The sequence below is a fragment of the Thiohalomonas denitrificans genome (assembly GCF_900102855.1).
GTDB classification, from domain to species: Bacteria; Pseudomonadota; Gammaproteobacteria; order Thiohalomonadales; family Thiohalomonadaceae; genus Thiohalomonas; species Thiohalomonas denitrificans.
This window is the reverse complement of the sequence record NZ_FMWD01000010.1, coordinates 28,456-49,382: the sequence shown is the minus strand read 5'-3', so window position 1 is coordinate 49,382 and position 20,927 is coordinate 28,456. Positions and strand designations below refer to the sequence as shown.

The following is a 20,927-nucleotide window of genomic DNA, read 5'->3' as shown; positions in this document are numbered from 1 at the left end:
GCTTTTCCGGAATCAGCGCTGACCTGTTGGGTATCCCATATCAGGCCGGGGCACCGCTGTTGCCTATGAAATCACTTCATGCTTTGTATGCTGCTCGTCCCCTTACCGGAAAGGGTGTCATCCAATCTGGAAACGAGAATCTCGATCGCATTGCCACCCATCTCAATCGCCTTGGGATGAAGCTTTGTAAAATTGGTATCGGTCACATCACTGAAATCCAGGAGAAAAATGGCTTTTTTGTCACCGGGTTCTGCCCGCTTCAGTGTCGAATCTTTCCAGATCACCTTCCCTTGTCTGTCATAGGCAATCGCCGTAACGGTAGCCTGTGGACTGTAGGCTTTGCGACCAAGGCTCAGTCCGTTGATGCTCAAGCCGGATTTGCCGGAACTGATGGAGAAACCCATGGAAACGCCAATGACACCGTCAACATTCAGGGCGGTGGCCAATTGCGCGTATTTTTTCGGTTCTGAAAGATATTTGTAGTTATCGGCGACGTTTATTTCATCGCTCATGAACAGCATCTTTAGTTTCCGTTCATCTTCCTTGATTTGCTGATAAGCCTTACTGTGCAGGACATTCTTTTCGGGAACGAGAACGAAATTCCGATCCGCATGCAGCGAAGCGATGACCTTGGGTTTCACCGCTTCAAGCAGGGGTTTGGTGTCGGCGCCGGGAATCTCATCGGTGCTCTTGAATAGCTGGGTAATGCCCTTTTCGCCGCTAAAAGTTTTTAGCGATGAAACCGAAACAACAGCAAAACGTTTTTTAGGCCCGAATGCCGTCGTTTCCACATCGGCACTGCCTGTAATCGCCATTGGCGCACAGGCACTCAACGTTACCGCTAAAACAGCAGCCAGAAAAAGGCTGCTAATCCTTGATATTTTCATCGTATCTCCTTGTAGGGCAGGACTGGCGAAAGTGCGACATCCGTCGCGACAAAAACCTTACACAATGTTAGGGAGAAAGTCTTGAGATTTTGCGTGTGCCTTTTACCGGCCTTTCAGCGACTTTTTTGCCGACCCGGATTTTGTGACACAGTTATCGCTTTGAAAAATTTAACCGGGAGTTTGGCACATGTTTCGAGTTAGCCTGAAAAGGCTACGGAGATCACAAAATGGCCATTTTGGTCCACTACAAGAACAACAGCCCGAGTGTGAAGATCCCCATGGAGTCGATGCCGTTTTGCATCGGTCGGGGGGATATGAATGAGCTGAGTGTCGATGATGACCTGGCAAGTCGTGAGCACGCCATTGTGGAAAAGGTTACCGGTCAACAGAGCGGGAGTACGGAGTACGTTCTGAGGGATTGCTCCAGCACCAACGGCACCTTCGTCAACGGTGAACGCATCAGTGCACACCTTCTGATGGAGGGTGACACGATTCGTATCGGTCGAACCTTCTTCAGGTTTTTCAAGAATGCCCAGAGCGAGCTGAATGAAACCGTCATCATGAAGCGGATTCTGCCCGGTATCTTCTACACCACGCCAAAGAAATAAACACGGGAGGGGAGGAGGGATGGGTTCGTCAAACCCAATCCCGCCGCCTTTTTCTTTTCCCACTCCATTAGCCGAATGCCGGCACCTCAAGCCTTGAGTCGGTCGTTAAGGGTGACCACTTGTGGAACTCCCTGTTGCTGCAGTCTGCCGACAAACTCGGTGCGGGTTGCGGACACGATACAGAAGATGTCCGGGCGGAAACGGGAGTAGTCCAGCAGGACGGTAGCGAGTTCCCCCTCCCGACGCGTCAACCGGAAGTCGATATTTGCCGCGAGTAGGGCCGGGATCAATCCTTTCGGGGGCAGCTCAAGCCCCGCAGCAGGGCTGACGTGGAGCACATCCAACAGCATCCTTTCGCGCCGCGCCAGCTCGACGGCGTAGTCGAATGCCTGGCGTCGGGGCGATGCGTCCAGAGCAACCACGACCCGCAATTCGCCGCGATAGCCATAGAGCTGTTCCAGCTTTTCGTGGTGCGGCCGGAGTTCGCCGTAATGGGCATGCTCGAGACCTTTGCCCATGCGCGCCAGGATCGATCGGGCCTGAATCAGAAAACGGTGCCGGCTCATCAGAACAGCCCCGCGTTGATCCAGAAATGGACCAGAATGCTGGCGCCATAACCGGCAGCGATGGCCGGCATCCATTTGAGGTGGGAGAAGAAGGTGTAGTAGCCGCGCGCCTGTCCCATCAGCGCCACCCCGGCGGCCGAGCCGATGGACAGCAGACTGCCGCCAACACCGGCGGTCAGGGTCACCAGCAGCCACTGGCCCAAGGACATGTCGGGCTCCATGCTCAGCACGGCGAACATCACCGGGATGTTGTCGACGATGGCGGATAGCACGCCGACCGCGACGTTGGCCGATGTTGCACCCCACTGCAGGTACATTACCTCGGAAGTCAGGGCGAGATAGCCGATGAAGCCGAGTCCACCCACGCACAGCACTACCCCATAGAAGAAGAACAGGGTGTCCCACTCGGCCCGGGCCACCTTGCTGAAGACATCGAACGGCACTACGTCGCCGATTTGTCCTTCATGCTCGGCATCCAGGTGTGCGGTTTTTTTCAGGAAGAAGCCGAACAGCTGGAGGTAGGCGAGGCCGGTCAGCATGCCCACCACCGGCGGCAGGTGCAGGAAGTTGTGGAAACCGACTGCGGTGGTGATGGTGAGCAGGAACAGGACGACGATCCGCTTGGCTCCGCGCTTGGTGTCGACCCGCTCGTCCGAAACGCTGGGCTGTTCGTCAGGAACGGCGAAGTGCATCAGTGCCGCCGGAACCAGAAAGTTCACCGCTGCCGGAATGAATAGTCCGAAAAACGACCAGAACTCCACGATTCCTTTCTGCCAGACCATCAGGGTAGTGATGTCGCCGAACGGACTGAAGGCACCGCCGGCGTTTGCCGCAACCACAATGTTGACGCAGGCGATGGAGACGAAACGGCCGTTGTCGCCGCCGACGGCCAGGACCACCGCGCACATCAGCAGCGCCGTAGTCAGGTTATCCGCCACCGGCGAGATGAAAAAGGAGAGAATACCGGTGAGCCAGAATAGCTGACGGAAGCTGAAACCCTTCCGGATCAACCAGGAGCGCAGGGAGTCAAATACCAGTCGCTCGTCCATGGCATTGATGTAGGTCATCGCCACCAGCAGGAACAGCATCAGTTCCGCATACTCCAGCAGGTTGTGGCGGACCGCCTGTTCCACATCCTGGCTCACGCCACCCTTTGCAACGTAAACCGCAGCGATCAGGCCCCAGATGAGGCCCGCCGCCAGGATAACGGGTTTGGATTTGCGGAGGTGGGTAAACTCCTCGGCCATCACGAAGAGATAGGCGACGGCGAATATCCCGAGAGCGACGAAGCCCACCCAGTGCTGGGTAAGGTCCAGTCGGTCGGCACCGTTTTCAGCAAACGCCAGCCCGGGGGCCAGCAGGGCCGGGAGAAGGACGCCCCCGGCCAATCTCAAAATCGCTTTCATGTTGCGCATTTCTCTCAGAAAATCAGGTTCATCATTAGCAGCATTACGACCAGGAACAGTACGGTCATGACGCCGCCTGCCCGAATGTAATCAGGCACGCGGTAGCCCCCCGGTCCCATGATCAGGGCGTTGACCTGGTGGGTCGGGATCAGGAAGGAGTTCGAGGTGGCAATGGCCACAGTAAGGGCAAACACAGCGGGATTGGCGCCGACGCCAAGCGCTATGTTCACCGCCAGCGGGACCAGCAGAACCGTGGCGCCAACGTTGGACATCACCAGGGTGAAGAAGGTGGCGAGCACGGCGATGGCAGCCTGGATAACCCAGATGGGGGCATCGCCTATCAGCACCAGGGTCTGCTCGGCAATCCACTTTGCCGTGCCCGAGGTCTCCACGGCGAGTCCGAGTGGTATGAGGCTGGCCAGCAGAAACACGGTCTTCCAACTCACCGCCTCGTAGGCCTCGTCGATGTTGAGCACGCCGGAGAGGATCATGCCGAGCGCGCCGGTCAGCAGCGCGACCGACAGGCGCAGGTCCGAGAACAGCACCAGCGCAAGGGCGACCAAGAAGAAGAGAACGGCGAAACCCACCTTTTGCGGGCGCATCTCTTCGCGCGGGTATTCGGAGGTGACTACGACGAAATTGTGGTCCTTCTCCAGACGGGCCAGGGCGTCCCAGGGGGTGTGCACCACCAGGGTGTCGCCCGGCTGCAGCGGCTTGTCACGGATGCCGTCCCCTTCCCGTAGGGTCTCGCCGCCCCGGTTCAACGCCACCATGGAGAGGCCGTAGGTCTTGCGCATCCACACGTCACGGGCGCTCTTGCCCACCAGATTGGAACCCGGCGGGATGACCAACTCGGCGATGCCGGCCGTGTTCGAGGCCAGGGAGTCGGTAAAGGTCTCCAGATCGTCGCGTTCCTCCAGCTGGAAATGCGAGGTAAATCCATGCAGATGGTCGGGGGAGGCCAGTACGCCCAGTACACTGCCCGCCTCGATGCCTACGTCGCGAGCCAGTCCGCCGGGGCCGATCCGGACATCGTTGTCGTGCTGCGCAGCGATGACGCGAATGCGAAATCGGTGCTCGATATCATCGAGCAGTTTGCCCACTAGCGGGCTACCTTGCGGCACCACCACTTCCCAAAGTTCATAATCGATGCCGTAGGTCTGGCGGAAGAAGTCCATGGTGCTGGTGGCACTGATCCCCTCGGACTTGTTGACGGGCAGCACGAAACGACCGGCAATAATGAAGTACACGATACCTGCGGCCATCAGGACGAGCCCGATCGGGGTGACGTCAAACAGGCCGAAGGTCCCCATCTGTTCTGCGGCCGGGAGCGCCTGGTTGGAGGTCAGGATCAGGTCGTTCAGCAGGATCAGTGGGCTGGAGCCGACCATCGTCACTGTGCCGCCGAGAATGGCGCAAAAGCCCATGGGCATCAGCAGGCGGGACATGGGCAGTCCGGTCCGCGCCGAGATGCGGCTGACCACCGGCAGAAACAGGGCGGCAGCCCCCACGTTCTGCATGAAGCTCGAGATGATGCCGGCGGTTCCCGAGATGATGGGAATGATGCGGGTCTCGGTGGAGCCGCCGACCTTGAGAATCACGCCGGCCACGCGGGTCATCAGCCCCGTCTTGTCCAGTCCGGCGCCAATAATCATCACGGCGATGATGGATATCACCGCGTTGCTCGAGAAGCCGTCAAAAAGCTGCTGCGTCGACACCAGCCCCTGTTCGATGCCCATCAGCGGTGCCAGCAGCGAGGTTACGCCAAGCAAGACCATGATCGTGATGGCGGCCACGTCTACCTCCACCACCTCGAAGGCAAACAGATAGATGGTGAGCAGCAGAATGGCCGTGACCCAGGCAATCTCCACGCTGGGGACGATGCTGCCGAGGCCGAGCGCGACGGCGGCGAAGACCGCTGCCGCAACTACTTTTTTCTTCGATATCCGAGACTCCGGCCCGACGGTTTTTTCCTGCTCGGCGGAATCTGCATGGGATGGAATGGTCGACATGGTAGTGCTGTTCTCCTCTCTAGTGCTGTTGGCCCTGGTGATTACGGATTCGGTGTCCCGGCGGCGATCACGACCAACGGTATGTGAGACGGCCACAGGGCCTTTTTCACCCTTCCGGTCAATAGCTCCGTTGCCGGAAATCCGGTTTCATCGGCAACCAGAAAAAGGGGCTGGACGTTGTTGCGCAGATATCCCGCGAGGGCGTTGAGCGGTTCTCCGTCGAGTGCCAGGCTGCGCCATTGAATTCCATGCGCCTGCAACTCTGCGCTGCGGCTCGGGTCCATCTCATAGATGCATTCATTGAGGGAGATGACGTCGAGTGCCGCCTCCAGCTGGCGGCAGCATTGCAGTGCGTAGTCAAAGGCGCGGGGGGATCCGGTCCCGCCCGTAGCCAGGGCGAGCCGACGCCCGCGCAGGTGCGACCGGTTAACGGCGACAGCGGCCGGTGATCGCTTTCGCGAATCGAGCACGCTTGCCTTCTGTAGAGGCGAGAGAAATTCCCCCGCCTCGGAGCAGGCCATGGCCGCCAATGCGCGCCGAAGGTCTTCCGTAATCCGTTTCATAGTGCTGAAAGTCGTGGAGTGAGCCCTGTTCGTTGCATTCCTCGTGCCAACGTACTCGTACAGCAAGTCTTTGATTTTTAGTGGGTTGCACAGATCAGCGGGGGCTCTTCATGTTGCAATTCGCAACAGCTAATGAATGGTGGCCTGCAGCACGCCCGGCTTGCCTGGATAATCGGCAGGTGTTACAAATAGCAACACCCTGTTTCACGTTGAAACGTATATGGCCAGCCTGCAAGGCAAGATTCGTCTAGGTTCCTACGCCCTCGCTGCGGTAGTGGCGGCGCTCTCCGCTGTGGTCTATCTCGACCTGCGTTTCCTTGAAGACCAGGTGGAGAGCGGGGTAGCCGTGTCGCGGTTCAGCGAACACGTATTGGAGATGCGACGTTTCGAGAAGAATTACCTGCTCTATCACAGCAGTGACGACCTTTCGGCTGCGTTCGAGCACAACCGGGCCGCCGGTGAGATCCTCGCGACTCACCATGAGCTGTTTTCCGGGCTGGCTCCCGAGCCTGAGTTGATGGCGCTGGAGCGTCGGTTGGACCGCTATCGGGCCCTGCTTGAGATCTATTCCGACGATCGCGGGGTTCAGCCGGTAGTACCGCCCATTCGTGAAGTGGGGCATGCCATATCCATCGCCGCCGATGCCATCTCGGTGCGAGAACGAGCAACGGTGCTGCAGTACCTGCGCAATTCGCGCTTCGCTGTGGTGATCTCGGTTCTGGTGGTGGGGGCCGTCGGGGTCTTGATCGGACGGCTGTTGTCGCAGGCGGTGGTCCGGTCGCTACGCCAGCTGGAGTCGAATCTGGAGCCGATCGCCCGGGGCCGTTTCCGGGCCCTCACCGCCCACTCCGATGATCGCGAGATCGTCTCGTTTACCCGGGCCTTCAACCGCATGCTGGGAGAACTGGAAACGCGACGCCGCCAGCTATTGCACTCCGAAAAGCTCGCCTCGCTGGGGGTACTGGTCTCGGGGGTGGCACATGAGCTGAACAATCCGCTCTCCAATATCTCCTCCTCCTGTCAGTTGTTGCTGGAAGAGCATGAGGATGGCGATCGGGAACTGATGCGGGAGTGGCTGGAGCAGATCGACGAACAGACGCAGCGGGCACGCGGCATCGTGCTGGCACTGCTCGATTTTTCCCGAAATCGCCCGTTCGAGACGGAGCCGGTGCTGCTGTCTCCGCTACTGGAGAAGGTTCTGTTGCTGCTGCACAAGGATTTGAAAGATGTGGTGGTGGAGACGGATGTCCCACCCGATTTTCTGATTCGGGTCGATTCGCAGCGGATACAGCAGGTTTTCATCAATCTGATCAAGAATGCCGCCGACGCCGGAGGCCCCGGTACCCGGGTGCGTATCCAAGCCGAGTTTCGCTCCGGGCAGGAGGCGGCTCCGGCGGAGGATGCCTATGTGTTCGGCAACGAGCTCTGCCCCGGTGGTGAGGAAAAGGTGGCGATCATCCGGGTCGAGGACAATGGACCGGGTGTCGGCGAGTCGATTCTGCCGAAGATATTCGACCCTTTCTTTACCACCCGGGAGGCGGGCCGCGGCATGGGGCTCGGGCTCTATATCGTCGAGGAAATTATCCGTGAACACGATGGCTGCATAGCGGTGCGCAGCCGAGTGGGGATGGGCACCACATTCAGTATCCGTTTACCGGCAGTGGAATCCAGTCAATGAATCAGTCTGACATCTCTCTGTTGATCGTCGACGACGAGCCGATTGCGGTGAAGAATCTCGCCCACGTCTTCAAGAAGGCGGGCTATGCGATTACCACCCGGCAGAGCGGCCCGGGTGGGCTTCGGGCGATCGAGGAAAGGCCTTTTGACATTGTGTTGACGGACCTGCGAATGGAGGAGGTGGATGGAATGGAGATTCTCCATCGCTGCAGGGAGCTCCACCCTGACAGCGCGGTGATCGTCATCACTGGTTATGCCACGCTCAGCTCTGCGATTACGGCGCTACGTGAGGGCGCCTTTCACTATATTGCCAAGCCCTTTCGTCTGGACGAGGTCAGGGAAGTGGTCCGGGGCGCTGTCGAGATGGTACGCCTGCGGCGTGAGAACCGGACGCTGCGGCAGCAGGTGGACAGCTATCAGGGCAAGGTCAAATTCATTACCCAGGACGCGGCGGTACAGAGGATGCTCGAGACGGCCCGCCAGGTTGCCGACAGCGGTTGCAGCGTGCTGATTACGGGCGAAAGCGGAACCGGCAAGGAGTTGCTGGCGCGCTACCTGCATGCCCACAGTGGCTGTGCCGATGCGCCGTTTGTCGCAGTAAACTGCGGGGCCTTTCAGGAGGAGCTACTGGCGAATGAACTGTTCGGCCATGAGAAGGGGGCGTTTACCGGAGCGGACACGCTCAAACGCGGCCTCATCGAGATGGCCGAGGGCGGCACCCTGCTGCTCGATGAGATTGCCGAGATGTCCCCCTCGATGCAGGTCAAGCTGTTGCGGGTGATCCAGGAGCGGGAGCTGTTTCGCCTGGGTGGGGTTCACCCGATCAAGACGGATGTTCGCTACATTGCCGCCACCAACCGCAATCTGGAGGCTGCCGTCGCAGAAGGCAGTTTTCGCCAGGACCTTTACTACCGGCTCAATGTGGTTCGGCTCGAGCTGCCGGCGCTGGCCCATCGTCTTGATGATGTGCCGCTGCTGGCGTATCACTTTCTCCAAAAGCATGCCTCCATTGCCGGCAAATCCGTTCGCGACATTACTCCGGAGGCGATGGCACTACTCACCGGCTACGGCTATCCGGGTAACATTCGGGAACTTGAAAACGCCATTGAATTCGGTGTCGCCATGACCAACGGTGAGGAGCTGAGGGCGGACCATTTGCCGGGCAACCTGCGGGAAACCCGCCTCGCGTTCTTTCGAACGCCCTCGGATCCCCCATTGACTCTGGAGGAGCGCGAGGCACAGTACATCCGCCTGGTGCTGGAGAAAACCGGTGGCAACCGGACGCAGGCCGCCCGGATCCTGGGAATCGATCGGGTTTCCCTGTGGCGCAAGATTAAGCGTCACGGGATCAACGCGGAGGAGTCTTGAGGCTCGCACCCTCTGATTGACCACCCCGGGGGCTGCGCCTGGCGCCCCGTTCATCATTATGAAGCCGCTTCGCTCGCCGGCTTCGGGTCGTCACGCATCACCAGCGTATCGACCACCGGATTGACCTCATCTGCCGGTATTGCCGCCCGACTGGCATGTTCCCGAATCGCTTCCTCGTCCGCGGCTTGATAGATACAGATGGTGCCCAATCCGCCGTTCTCTTCTTTGACCACGTAGGATCGTATCCAGCGGATACGGTCCTTCATCTCCTCTCCGACTTCCGATGAACGGTTTCCCGCTTGCTCCATCTCGTTGGGGCCCGAAGAGACGTTTCGGCGGCGAATCGCATAAAGTTGCATGTCCATAGAGGTGCTCCCTTTTGTGGACTTCCTGGCCATGAGACTAGGAAAATTGAAGGAATTTTCCTCTGGTATTTTTCCGGAAGGATGAATGGGCCCGTGTCAGGGTCCTTCAGTCAACGCGTCGCAAGCTCTAAACAGTCCAGTGGGCAAAACGGCCGAGCCCAACAGATTTCGTGTTTATCAATAGAGGTGCACTATATTTGCCAATGATTCCAATCATTAGCCGGTGCCGGGAGCGACGTGAAAACCCGTATAGCCAACGTCTGGCAGGAGCTTCGGTCCAGCTTCTGGTTCGTGCCGGTACTGATGGCACTGCTTGCCGCCATGCTCTCATTTGTGACTCTGGCGCTCGATGCAGCGCCCGGTTTGTTGCCACAGGCAACCAGCTGGTTCTGGTCGGGGGAGCCCCAGGGTGCACGTGACATGCTCACCACCATTGCCGCTTCCATGATTACGGTCGCAGGTATGGTGTTCTCGATTACCGTGGTTGCACTTACACTGGCGGCCAACCAGTTCGGGCCGCGGCTGTTACGTAACTTCATGCGTGACCCGGGCAATCAGGTCGTTCTCGGCACCTTCATTGCCACTTTCCTCTACTGCCTGCTGGTGCTTCGCGCGGTTGGTGGAGCCAACGACACCGTCTTTATTCCGCACTTCTCGGTGACCGTGGCGGTTGCCCTTGCCGTTGCAAGTCTCGCTGTTCTCATCTACTTCATCCATCACGTATCGATGTCACTACAAGTGGAAAACCTCGCCTCCGGTATAGCCACCGAGCTTGCCGAGGGGATCGATAACCTGTTCCCCGAGAAACTGGGAACAGCTCTTGAACCGAACACGTATAGCGAATTTTCGGTCCCGGAGGCTGCTGGCGAAGAGCTGAAGACGGTAGTAACAAGGCACAGCGGCTATCTGCAGGCGATCGAAAACGAAAATCTGATGGCGACCGCAGAACGACACGATCTGCTCCTCTGTGTGCACTCTATACCGGGGGAGTTTGCCAGGGACGGTACCGTGCTGCTGGTCGCCTGGCCGGTCGAACGCTGTAGCGATGAGGTGGCAGAGGCGATCGCCGCCATGTTCGTCATCGGACGGCAGCGCACGTCGACTCAGGACGTGACGTATCCGATGCAACAGCTGGTGTCGATTGCCGTGCGGGCGCTTTCGCCGGGTATCAACGACCCGTTGACGGCGGTTACCTGCATCGATTGGATTGGAAACGGCCTGGGGCATTTGGCCGAGAGGAAAATCCCCTCTCCGTTTCGCCTCGATCGAACAGGCAGGCTACGGGTTATTGCCCCCACCCTGAACTTTGCCGAACTGGCTGACGTCGCCTTCAACCAGATCCGCCAGATGGGTGCCGGGCATCTGTCGGTCATGCTGCGGCTGCTGGAGAGTATCGAGACCAACGGCAGACGTGTCCATCGTCCGGAGGATCGCGTGGCCCTGGCCCATCATGCCCGATGGATTGCAGAACAGACCCGACGGGCCGGTCATCATCACCGTGATCTGGAGATGGTAGAGTTGCTCTACGAGCGGGTGGCCCGTAGCTTGTCGGGCGACGGAGGAGACGAGGAGGACGATGTCGGGTCCAGTGCCTCGGATCGAATGTAGCCCACTCCTGCTCGGCGGCCAACGGGAGTGGACGGGGCGAACACCGGATGCAGAAGAACCGGTCCTCTATTTTTGTGCCGTGCCGGGGTTCCGGTGATCGGAAAAAGCCCGATTGCCTGCCCTTGTGGAAAGAGGCGAGCAAGCGTTGCTGTTGAGCTGAGCTTGCGGCAACGGAGCCATCACGGTCTATTCTGTGACTAGGCGGCTCGGGCAGGAGGAGCAGCAGGATGCACGCTTCCGTAAGAGGCAGGTTGATGGCCATCGGTCTCTGGTTGACCGGTATTGTCCCGGCCGCTGCACTGGAGCTTGTGGAAATCGACCGTCCCCCTGTCGGTGTCAGTCGCATCCAGCTGATTGAGCGGGACCAGGGGTACGAGTTGCGCGCCCAGTGGTTCCACCATCATCCGGTCTACGACAATGCTCGTTTGCCGGTTCGCATCGATCTATTCGATGCGGGTGGAGCAGTATTGGAGCGCCATCGGGCAATCTTCTCGCCACGCCGGATCCTTCGCCACAGTCCCAATCGTCACCAACTCACCTTCCGCCTGCCTTTGCAGAGTGAACGGTCGGAGATAGCGCGTATTCGTATCTATTACACATCGGCTAAGCAATGACCCGGAACAAGGCTGGACCTTCAGCTTTCTGGGAGTGGTTGCAGTTTTTCCGGGTTGAATGTGTGCTGTCGATTTTTGGGCAAAATCACGGTAAAAAATGCTCCGCCTTCGGGACGGTCCCGAACGATCATGTGCCCGGACATGGACTGGACATGATGATTGACTGTGGCCAGTCCTATTCCCGAACCACTGGGTTTGGTGGTGAAGAAAGGCTCGAAGATCCGCTCCTTGTCATCATCGGAGATCCCCTCTCCCATGTCTGCCATGGTAAGTACCACCTGTTCATCCCTGGTATGCAGTGTCAGCCAAATACAGGCGCCATGTGGTGAGGCATCGATAGCGTTAAGCAGCAGGTTCTTGATGATGCTGCGCAGGGCCTCTTCGTTGTAGTACAGAGGAGCGGGTTCGAGTTGTGTTTTTACGGTGAGTTGTTTTTCCTGCACCTGAGAGTCGTGCAGGGAGAGAAGCTCCAGGGCGATGCGATCCATGCGTACTGAAAAGTCCGATACGGCCGTATCGGTACGTGCAAAGTTGAGATATTTGGTGACCAGCCCGTCAACCTGTTTTATGGACTGCTCCATGATGGCGATGTCCTGCTCCGTGTGATGATCGATGCGATAGAGCAGTCGTATCGGTGAAATGGTGTTCTTGATCTCATGCGCGAAGTTGGCGCTCAGTTTTCCCAAGGCAGCGAATGTGTTGGCGTAGTGCATCTGCCGCTCCAGTGCCTTTACTGTCTCGATGTTCTGGATCGCCACGATGTCGTAGCTGGACAGGGTGGATAGCGTGATGAGAGCCGGAAACTTTCGTCCGTTCACCGACACGACGCCCTCACCGGTCAACCAACCCGATGAGGTGTCTCCATGGGGCTGTAGCGCGGGTGTCTGCTTGAACAGGCTTTGCCAACGGATGCCCAGCAGCTGGTGAAGGGGATAGCCCAGTTGCTCATGCTGTGCATTGGCGTAGATGATGGTGCCATCGGCTTCCACTACCAGAACGATATCCGGGACGGTACTTAATACGGAATTGTAAAACTCCTGGGCAAAGCGCGTGTTTTCCAGTGAATCGGCCAGGCCGTGGAAGGCGTGTTTCAGTTCACTGGCCAATCTCTGTATTTCATCATCCTCCGCGAACCGCACCTCATCCACATCCCCGGGGTGACCTCGTGCCGCCTTCTGAACCTCATGGAAAATTCGATTGAAGCGCCGGGTGATATGGCGTGAAAAAAAACAGGCAAAGCCGACGCTGATGGTGAGTACGAGAAAGTTACCCAGGTAAACGAGTTTTTTCAGTGGCGCGAGGCTCGATGCGATGGCTGCACCGTTGATTTCCATATAGAGGGTTCCAAGGGAACCGGAAACGCCACTGATCTGATGCGAAATATCGGCGTGCAGCGCTTCCGTGGATTTGCTCAACACCGGATAGCTGTCGGGGTCAGAGTGCGCCAGCATGTATCCGTCCTTGTCCATGATCCAGGCCGAATCAACGATGTGGCTTGACGATAAACTTTGCACAATTCGAAACATCGACCAGTAGTCGCGGCGAGTAACATGGGAGAGGAGTTGCTCATCCTTGTTCAGTAGCAGTTTCTTCATGTCCGTCCAGATGCTTTCTCTGACGATGTCCTGCCCATACACGAAGAAAAGCACCGTGGTCGCCATCGACGACAGGGCCACAACAAAGACGATGACGAGGATAAGTTTGTGTCCGAGTCGCAGGGATCGGGAGCTACCTGGGTTTATTTTCATGGGGCTGCTGAACTATCGAGGATATCTTTAATGGGCCTGTAGTGATTCCGATCGACCGAATCGAACTGGTGTATGGCGAGTCGGTTCAAAATGGCACGGCCTTCATCGTCATCGTGCATTGAAAGCAGGATAAGCCGAATTTCACTGAGAACGTCATTCTGAAGGCTGGGAGAGGCGACAATCGGCGGTGCAGGATAGGGTCCGAAGCGTTCCAATACGCGCAGACTATTTAAAAGACCACTGGCCCTGGATTCCAGTTGATGAAATACCAGGCTGCTGATGCTGCCGCCGTCGACGAACCCACCGGCCACCGCTTTGATGGTGTTGTCGTGATCATCCGTGTAGATGACGGGGCGAAAAAAGCGGTTTGCCAGTTGCCCGTTCAGTGCCATTTCATAGGACGGTGCCAGTGCACCGGAAAACGATTGCAGGTTTGAGAATGCAAACGGCCTGCCTTGAAGTTCGGCCAGCTCCGTGAAGTCATGATCGCTGCGCACTATTATATAGGAGTAGTAGTATGGCCCCTCTTCCCGACTGGGCACCGCTACAATCGGCATCGGTCTTTCGGTGGCAAAGCCCGCCGGGTCGATCCAGGCAAGATCCACTGCGCCGCTGAGGACCAGGCGGTTCATTTCATCCTGAGAGCTGGTGAAGACCGGCCAGAGATCTCTGTCCAGGCGTTCGGAAATGTAACCCAGCAACTGGGTGATCGTGTCGATGTCCGAGCGCGAAACTACCGCGGTAAAACCAAAACGTACGCTATTGTCCGATAGATGCAAGGCTGGCGCTGTGGTTGATACAACCAAGACGAGCCATGCGCCAAGGCAGCGTATGAGTATTCGCATTCTCCCCCCCTTTCTCTATTGACGGTTATACACCGATCTGAAACCGGGGCAAACGGTCAAAAATCGACCTCTTGCAATCAACTCTTGATAGGCCTTGAGCGCTTTTGGTCTCTCTTTTTTAGCAAATACCCAACGAATTCCTTGACTTGGCGGTGTTAATAAACATGGCCCGGAACTTGCGATGGTCTTTGTTAGCGACGCTAACTACCTATTGTGAGGATTCGAGACGTGGGCTTTATCAAGGCATTCATCTCAAAACTGGGCAGACCCAGCCGCCGCTTCGCCGTTGGAACGCTGGTGGCGGTGGGCCTGGTTGCAGGCGTACTGGCTACTTCTGCCTTTACCGTCGCCGTGGACTCAACCAACACCACGGAATTCTGTATCTCCTGTCACAGCATGAAGGATGTCCCGTATCAGGAATACACCGCGAGCGGTCACCTTAAAAACCGCAGTGGTGTCTCTGCAGGTTGCCCGGACTGTCATGTTCCCAAGTCGTTCTGGCCAAAGATGCGCGCCAAGGTCATGGCGGCCAAGGACGTTTGGCACGAGATGCTGGGGACGATAGACAGCGAGGAAAAGTTCAAAGAGAGACGACTGCAAATGGCGGAGCGGGTATGGCAAGGCATGAAACAGTCTGACTCCGCCACCTGTCGGAGTTGCCATGCCTGGGGTTCGATGAATTATGAGGCTCAGGCCTTGCGCGCGCGCCGGCAGCACCAGGCGGCGCAGGAACAGGGTGAAACGTGTATCGATTGCCACAAGGGCATTACGCACACAGAACCTGTGCCTGAGTCTGATGGAACAGAAAACGCAGATTTTGATTTGGCATTTTAGTCCCAAATACCAGCGACTGGCAGGAGAAGAGTCATGTTCAAAAATCGAGTTACAAAGAAAGAAACTTTGCATTCACCTTTGGTGCTTCGGCCGGTACTGCTGGCCGCTGCACTGCTTGTGGCACCGGTGTATGTCAGTGCCGAAGCCGTTGACTGGGACGGTGTGGAGGGAAACGAGGTCACACTCTTCTACCCCGGGCAGGCCTCCTGGGAATGGGCACTGACACAAAGCGATCACAGCGGTAATGAGCGTTTTCGTCAGGGACGCAATTGTTCCTACTGTCATAAAGGCGAAGAGGGGGATATAGGCAAGCTTATCGTGGCCGGGGAGAAACTTGAACCGACGCCGATTGATGGCAAGCCGGGCAGTGTGAAACTGGATGTGAAGATGGTCAACGACGGCGAACGCCTCCATGTGCGCCTCGCGTGGCCGGACACCGGTTACAAGCCGGTCGAGCCAATGGACGAGGACAATGCCCTGCGCGTCACCATGATGCTCGATAACGGTGGTGTCGGGGAGGCCACCAGAGCCAGCTGTTGGGGTACCTGTCACGATGACGCCAACCGCATGGCGAGCGCCAACGGTGAAGAGCGTGTCAAGTATCTTTCTGCCTCGCGTAACAAGATGTCGCGAAGCGGCGGCGGTGACAATGTCAAAGCCGATGACGAAATCGCCAAGCTGCTGGCCGGCAATCACTTCATGGAGTACTGGCAGGCCCGTGTGGGTGTCGATGGCGAAGCCAAATCCGTGCATGGCTACATCCTTGATGAACGCCACGAGACGTTTGACAGCAAAGTCGATGTCGACGTCAGCCGGGAGGGGGATAACTGGGTCGCCGTACTGAGCCGTGACCTGAAGGCTTCCGGTACCGGTTACAAGACCCTTGGCGAGGCTGACGAGCTGATGGTGGGTTTCGCTTTGCACGATGGTCACGCCACCGGCCGTGCTCATTACGTATCACTGGACTACAGCGCATCACTGAATGGCGGCGACGCCGATCTGCAGGCCAGCAAGAGGTAGTGGAATCATGAACGCCACCAGACAGCGATCCCTTTGCAGTGCTCTTGTCGTTGCCTTACTGCTCCTGCTGATCTCCGCAGGCGGCGCGCTGGCGCGCGATATGGAGAGCTGTACCCGTTGTCACGACGAGACGTGGGAGTCTCCGGTGCTGAATATCCTGCAAACGCCGCATGCCGCCATGGCCGACGAGCGCACCCCTTTCGCGGCCAATGCTTGTGAGGGGTGTCATGGTGATAGTGGCCAGCACATGAAGGCGCCTGCCGATGACGAGGCAAGGACGCCGCCGCCGGTAACCTTTGGTGAGGAACACACCAGTGTGGCGAAGCAGAACGAGACCTGCCTTGGCTGTCATGACAGTGGGGAGCGGATGCACTGGCGCGGGAGTATGCATAACTTCGAAGAGCTGGCCTGCGTCTCCTGTCACACGGTGCATGTTCCTCGCGATCCGATCCTCGACGAGCGGAAGCAGACCGAGGTGTGCACCAGCTGCCATGCGCGTCAGAAGAGTGAGGCCCTTCGGCCATCGGCACACCCTGTGCAGGATGGCGCCATGTCGTGCAGCAATTGCCACAACCCCCATGGCACATTGAATGAATCACTGCTGCGTCGCAGCAACGTGAATGAGACCTGCTACGACTGTCATGCGGAAAAACGGGGTCCCGTGCTGTGGGAACACGCCCCGGTCACAGAGGACTGCACCACCTGCCATCAGCCACACGGTTCGATCCATCAGCCCATGCTGAAAGCGCGCGGACCGCAGCTCTGCCAGCAGTGCCACCTGGGCACCCATTCCAGTGCCGCCTTTGGGGGTGACAGTCTGGATACTCCGTTCATGGCCGGCAAGAACTGTCTGAACTGCCACGTGCAGGTACATGGCAGCAATCATCCACAGGGCCAGACATTACGGCGCTGAGCCGCGCGACTGATGGAGGCGTGATATGCGATACAACAAACTCATGGCGGCGATGGTTGCCACTGGCCTGTGTGCCGGTACGGCCCATGCATTTGATATGAGCCTCGGCGAGACGGTCGAGCGGGACGAGGAAAAGTGGGCTGAGCTGACCGAGGTCAGCAGTGAGGTCGAGGTCGGTCTCGGCTATGTCGACGAGATGGACGGCAATGCCTACCGCTTTGGTCACTACACGGGTCTGGACGACAGCGGCGCCTATCTAATCCTGGGCGCCGATCTGCGGCATCGTGATCCTCACGATAGCGATAGTGCACGCTACTGGTCACTGCGTGCCCGCAACCTCGGATTGCGTTCCCGTCAGTTGGAAACGGACTATGGCGAACAGGGCCGCTACCGGATCTTCTTCGATTATACGGAGATTCCCACCCGCAAGGCGGATGATACCCGGACCCCGTTTCGGGAGTCGGGCGGTAATCTGCGCCTTCCGGAAGAGGGCAGCCAGGCAACCATCGAGGACCATCTGCGTCCGGTGGAGATCGGTCTGGACCGGCAGCAGGCGGAACTGGGGGGCGAGGTCCATCTGTCGCCCAGCTGGAGCCTGCGAAGCTCCTTCTCGCAGACAACCCGTGAAGGAACCGGGACCATCGGGCTGGGCAGTCACTGGGCGGTGGGAGAGTCGATTATCGCTCCCTTGCCGGTGGATGAGACCACCAGAAGCTACGACATCGCCGCAGCCTGGCGAGGCGAGGCCAGCCACCTGGCGTTCGGCTACCGTACCATTCAGTTCAACAATGAGTACGACGTCCTGCGCTGGGATAACGCCCATGATGCCGACTGGGAAGGTGAGGGGGAGGAGAAAGCCCGGGCGCCGGACAACGAGCATCACGAGGTGTACGCCTCGGGTAACCACCGTCTCGGCGAACAGACCCATCTGTCGGCCAGTGCCAGTATCGGACGCAGCCTGCAGGATGCGCGGTTCGTTGGTGATGCCGTCATGTCGCGCGATTCCCTCGACGCGGCAGTCGACACCTCCAGCCTGGGGCTCAAGATTACGAGCAGGCCAACGGCCAAGCTGCGCCTGAGGTCGGGCTACCAGATGGATCGGCGCGATAATGATACCGGCCAGGTGGTTCGCGATAACACCCTGGCGATCGACCCTTCTTACAACTATACCCGCCACCGTTTCGATCTGGGGGGCAACTACCGCCTGGCTTCAGCCACCCGGCTGAATCTGGATTACCGGTATACCGATACCGAGCGTGATCCCGCCCACAGTGAGAGCTCCGAGGAAAACAGCGTGCGGGCGCGTCTGCGTACCAGTATCGGACCACAGCTGTCGGGTGGTCTGAGTCTTGAGCAGGAGAACCGCCGCGGCTCCACCTACTTGCGGGAAACGGGTCCTGACGAACTGCGCAACTATGCCTGGGCGGATCGGGACCGTACCCGTGCGGGTCTATTCGCCCAGTACTTCGCTACCGAGATCCTGAGCCTGAGCCTGACCAGTGATCTGTTGCGCGATCGATATGATGAATCCGAGCTGGGATTGACCGAGGCCGACCGTCACATCACCTCCCTCGACAGCTACCTGGCGATCAGTGCGTTGAGCAGTCTGCACGGTTTCATCAGTTATGAAGAGTCGGATAGCACACAGGTCGGAGAGACCTGGGTTGGCGACCGTCGTGAACAGGTGCTGGCTGTGGGAGTGGGAGGCAAGACGCAGAGGATGAACGAGCAGCTTGAACTGGGCGGTGACTTCAGCTGGGTGGAATCACTGGCGGAGCTGGATGTGGACAGCGACGGACGCCTTCCCGACGTCACCACCCGTGTCAAGCGTATCGACCTTTACGCCGGCTACCAGGTCAACCGGGAGCTCGGCCTGCGCTTGCGCTACCGGTTCGAGGACTACGACTCGGATGACTGGTCGACCACAGGAAATATTGTCACCGCAGGAGGCAACATCATCACCCTGGGACAGGATGATACCGAATACCAGGCGCAGTCGATCGGACTTTCCCTTGCGTATCGTTTCTGACGACCAGGGGTAGTGAAGTGGCACAGGCGATTCTTTGCCCATGTCATGCGAATCCAGAGGAGAGAGAGGAAATATGATGAACAATGAAAAGCTTTACGATGCACTGGGCCCGGAAGTGGAGGCATTTCCCTTTAAGCGCCGGGCTACGGTGCTGGCGGTACTGCTCGCCTCCACCGTACTCACGACAGGCTGTCTGTCATCCGGTTCGGATAATGACCCGATCGTGGATGACGATCCGATTGATGATGACGACGGAGGTACCGCGAGTGCCTTCAAGGTCGATTTCATGACGGGCGCCCCCACCGTGACCTGGGGCGAGGCGGAAACCGTCACCGCCTTCCGTCCCGCTCAGGCAAGTTACGAGTATCTGGACACGGGGGACCACAGCGGTGCTGGTATGTTGACGAGTGGCTGTTCCGGTTGTCATGACACGAATGCCAATAACCCTTCACAGGTAGGTGCGGAGCGTGACGAAGCGGCGCTGACTCCGTCGGAGGAAACGGTCCCCATTACCGTGCAGGCGGCCTACGATGCGGAAAACTTTTATCTCAAGGCCTCCTGGGATACGCCGCGCCCCGGGATCACCCATGACCTGTTCAGGTATGACGGTTCAGCGTGGGAGAAGGTCTCGATGTATAATGAGCCGGGGAATGAGCCGACCGGGAATCAGCGCTTCAGTGCCGAGGACCGCTTTGCCCTGATGTTCATGCCCGCGTCCCAGGACATCGGCGTGGGCGACATCTCCTTCCATGACGGCGGCTGTTTCACCACCTGCCACGAGGACATGGACGACATGCCTGAATGGGATGGAAGCACCGCAACCGGCAAGTACCTGGCGAGCAGTAGTACCGCAAATGGCGACTACGCCGATGGCTCCTCAAGCGATGCCGCTGTGCTGGACGGCACCACTGATAGCTTCCCGGACATGTGGCACTTCCGCGGCGCCCGCTCGGCGATCATCAACACCCTCACCGACGGCTACGTGATGGATGGGCGTAACAACGACGACTCGCCCAACTTCTACCATGCTCAAAACCCCGACGATACAACGGGCGACCTTGAGTATATGTATGACGCCACGTGGATGGAGGGATTCATCGCGGATAATTTCCCCGACTACGAGGGCGAAACGAGAGTCAATGCACTCCCCGCGGCCGTGTATGATGCGATCGAGAATAACGCCCCGACGCTGGTGACTGCAGGCGATAACCAGAACGCCGTAGCGTTTGATGCCGCAACAGCCAACTTCGAGGAAGGCGACTACATTCCGCGTCGCTGGTTGTCCGAGGAGACAGGCAGTAGGACCGACGTCAAGGCCTATAGTGCATGGGAAGACGGCACCTGGACCGTGATCTTCGAGCGTCCTCTCGACACCGGCAACGAAGATGACCACGCACTTTCGGGCATCGCAAACGGTGAAGGGTTCAGCTTCGCGTTTGCCGCCCATCAGGACAACACCGTCCACCGCTGGCACCATGTGACCTTCCCGATCACCGTGGGTCTCAATGGAGACATCGTGCCCGCGGCAAACTAAGGGCTCGGGACGGGAGGGGCTTGCCCCTTCTCTCTCCCGGCAGATTACAACCATTATTTCATCATCCTCCTTGTATCATTTATGGACCCGCCGTTCTGGCGGGTTTTTTTATGCAACCGACAAACGACCACCACAGAGGACACAGAGAACACTGAGGGAGGATTGCGTAAGTCGCGCCCCTTCATCTCTGTAATCTTGTGCTTTCAGTGGCTGATTCTGGATGGGCGTGAAGGCCTATCTACAGGTGCGTGTTACTGTCGATTGGAGATGGGGCGTGCCGTGCCCAACTGTGATTTGATGGATATACCCAAAGCCACAAAGGACACAGAT

Annotated in this window: 18 protein-coding genes; 10 read left to right on the top strand and 8 right to left on the bottom strand. The window is 58.2% G+C overall.

Translation table 11 applies throughout. The features are described 5' to 3' along the window. Positions 1–71: 71 nt before the first annotated feature. Complete coding sequence (locus BLP65_RS14230; RefSeq protein ID WP_139181520.1) at positions 72–887, bottom strand: hypothetical protein; 816 nt, start codon at positions 885–887, stop codon at positions 72–74. Positions 888–1,114: 227 nt separating this feature from the next. On the opposite strand from BLP65_RS14230, the gene BLP65_RS14225 reads away from it, so the two are divergent. Next, positions 1,115–1,495, top strand: a complete 381-nt coding sequence (locus BLP65_RS14225) for an FHA domain-containing protein (protein ID WP_092998544.1) — start codon at positions 1,115–1,117, stop codon at positions 1,493–1,495. 86 nt (positions 1,496–1,581) lie between these two features. Here BLP65_RS14225 and BLP65_RS14220 read toward each other — a convergent pair whose 3' ends face one another. The 4 genes from BLP65_RS14220 to BLP65_RS14205 are packed head-to-tail and all read right to left on the bottom strand — an operon-like array spanning position 1,582 to position 6,042. Continuing rightward, positions 1,582–2,061, bottom strand: coding sequence for a universal stress protein (locus BLP65_RS14220; RefSeq protein WP_092998542.1), 480 nt, complete (start codon positions 2,059–2,061; stop codon positions 1,582–1,584). Beyond that, positions 2,061–3,467 (bottom strand): sodium:proton antiporter NhaD, encoded by a 1,407-nt coding sequence (gene nhaD / locus BLP65_RS14215; RefSeq protein ID WP_092998540.1) that lies wholly within the window; start codon positions 3,465–3,467, stop codon positions 2,061–2,063. The genes BLP65_RS14220 and nhaD overlap by 1 nt, the downstream gene beginning before the upstream one ends. Positions 3,468–3,481: 14 nt before the next feature. Continuing rightward, positions 3,482–5,479, bottom strand: a complete 1,998-nt coding sequence (locus tag BLP65_RS14210) for an SLC13 family permease (protein ID WP_092998538.1) — start codon at positions 5,477–5,479, stop codon at positions 3,482–3,484. A 41-nt stretch (positions 5,480–5,520) separates the two neighbouring features. Continuing rightward, positions 5,521–6,042, bottom strand: coding sequence for a hypothetical protein (locus BLP65_RS14205; RefSeq protein ID WP_092998536.1), 522 nt, complete (start codon positions 6,040–6,042; stop codon positions 5,521–5,523). 220 nt (positions 6,043–6,262) lie between these two features. On the opposite strand from BLP65_RS14205, the gene BLP65_RS14200 reads away from it, so the two are divergent. Both BLP65_RS14200 and BLP65_RS14195 read left to right on the top strand, forming a co-directional pair. After that, on the top strand, positions 6,263–7,720 hold the full coding sequence (locus BLP65_RS14200; RefSeq protein WP_092998534.1) for a sensor histidine kinase: 1,458 nt from the start codon (positions 6,263–6,265) through the stop codon (positions 7,718–7,720). Continuing rightward, positions 7,717–9,087, top strand: a complete 1,371-nt coding sequence (locus BLP65_RS14195) for a sigma-54-dependent transcriptional regulator (RefSeq protein WP_092998532.1) — start codon at positions 7,717–7,719, stop codon at positions 9,085–9,087. The genes BLP65_RS14200 and BLP65_RS14195 overlap by 4 nt, the downstream gene beginning before the upstream one ends. Positions 9,088–9,143: 56 nt before the next feature. On the opposite strand, the gene BLP65_RS14190 is transcribed toward BLP65_RS14195, so the two are convergent. Then, positions 9,144–9,452, bottom strand: a complete 309-nt coding sequence (locus BLP65_RS14190; RefSeq protein WP_245688351.1) for a nickel-binding protein — start codon at positions 9,450–9,452, stop codon at positions 9,144–9,146. A gap of 237 nt (positions 9,453–9,689) precedes the next feature. Between BLP65_RS14190 and BLP65_RS14185 the strand changes: the two genes are divergently transcribed. Together BLP65_RS14185 and BLP65_RS14180 are read left to right on the top strand one after the other, a co-directional pair. Further along, positions 9,690–11,060, top strand: a complete 1,371-nt coding sequence (locus tag BLP65_RS14185; protein WP_092998531.1) for a DUF2254 domain-containing protein — start codon at positions 9,690–9,692, stop codon at positions 11,058–11,060. A 227-nt stretch (positions 11,061–11,287) separates the two neighbouring features. Next, positions 11,288–11,674 (top strand): hypothetical protein, encoded by a 387-nt coding sequence (locus BLP65_RS14180; RefSeq protein WP_139181519.1) that lies wholly within the window; start codon positions 11,288–11,290, stop codon positions 11,672–11,674. A 20-nt stretch (positions 11,675–11,694) separates the two neighbouring features. Here BLP65_RS14180 and BLP65_RS14175 read toward each other — a convergent pair whose 3' ends face one another. Both BLP65_RS14175 and BLP65_RS14170 read right to left on the bottom strand, forming a co-directional pair. Continuing rightward, entirely contained in the window at positions 11,695–13,422 is a 1,728-nt protein-coding gene (locus BLP65_RS14175) for an ATP-binding protein (protein WP_092998528.1), read from the bottom strand. Continuing rightward, positions 13,419–14,267 (bottom strand): PhnD/SsuA/transferrin family substrate-binding protein, encoded by an 849-nt coding sequence (locus tag BLP65_RS14170; RefSeq protein ID WP_092998526.1) that lies wholly within the window; start codon positions 14,265–14,267, stop codon positions 13,419–13,421. Before BLP65_RS14170 ends, BLP65_RS14175 begins: the two co-directional genes overlap by 4 nt. A 228-nt stretch (positions 14,268–14,495) precedes the next feature. On the opposite strand from BLP65_RS14170, the gene BLP65_RS14165 reads away from it, so the two are divergent. From BLP65_RS14165 to BLP65_RS14145, 5 genes are all read left to right on the top strand, one after another. Then, entirely contained in the window at positions 14,496–15,101 is a 606-nt protein-coding gene (locus tag BLP65_RS14165) for a NapC/NirT family cytochrome c (protein WP_217632009.1), read from the top strand. A 33-nt stretch (positions 15,102–15,134) separates the two neighbouring features. Next, positions 15,135–16,121 (top strand): ethylbenzene dehydrogenase-related protein, encoded by a 987-nt coding sequence (locus tag BLP65_RS14160; RefSeq protein ID WP_092998524.1) that lies wholly within the window; start codon positions 15,135–15,137, stop codon positions 16,119–16,121. Positions 16,122–16,128: 7 nt separating this feature from the next. Further along, positions 16,129–17,034 carry a DmsE family decaheme c-type cytochrome gene (locus BLP65_RS14155; protein ID WP_175452596.1) on the top strand — a complete coding sequence of 302 codons (906 nt, stop codon included), beginning with the start codon at positions 16,129–16,131 and terminating at the stop codon, positions 17,032–17,034. A 25-nt stretch (positions 17,035–17,059) separates the two neighbouring features. Beyond that, positions 17,060–19,063, top strand: a complete 2,004-nt coding sequence (locus tag BLP65_RS14150) for an MtrB/PioB family decaheme-associated outer membrane protein (RefSeq protein WP_092998520.1) — start codon at positions 17,060–17,062, stop codon at positions 19,061–19,063. A gap of 73 nt (positions 19,064–19,136) precedes the next feature. Then, the gene (locus BLP65_RS14145; RefSeq protein ID WP_175452595.1) at positions 19,137–20,597 is read left to right on the top strand and encodes an ethylbenzene dehydrogenase-related protein; all 1,461 of its coding nucleotides are present in this window, start codon (positions 19,137–19,139) and stop codon (positions 20,595–20,597) included. The last annotated feature ends 330 nt before the right edge of the window (positions 20,598–20,927 follow it).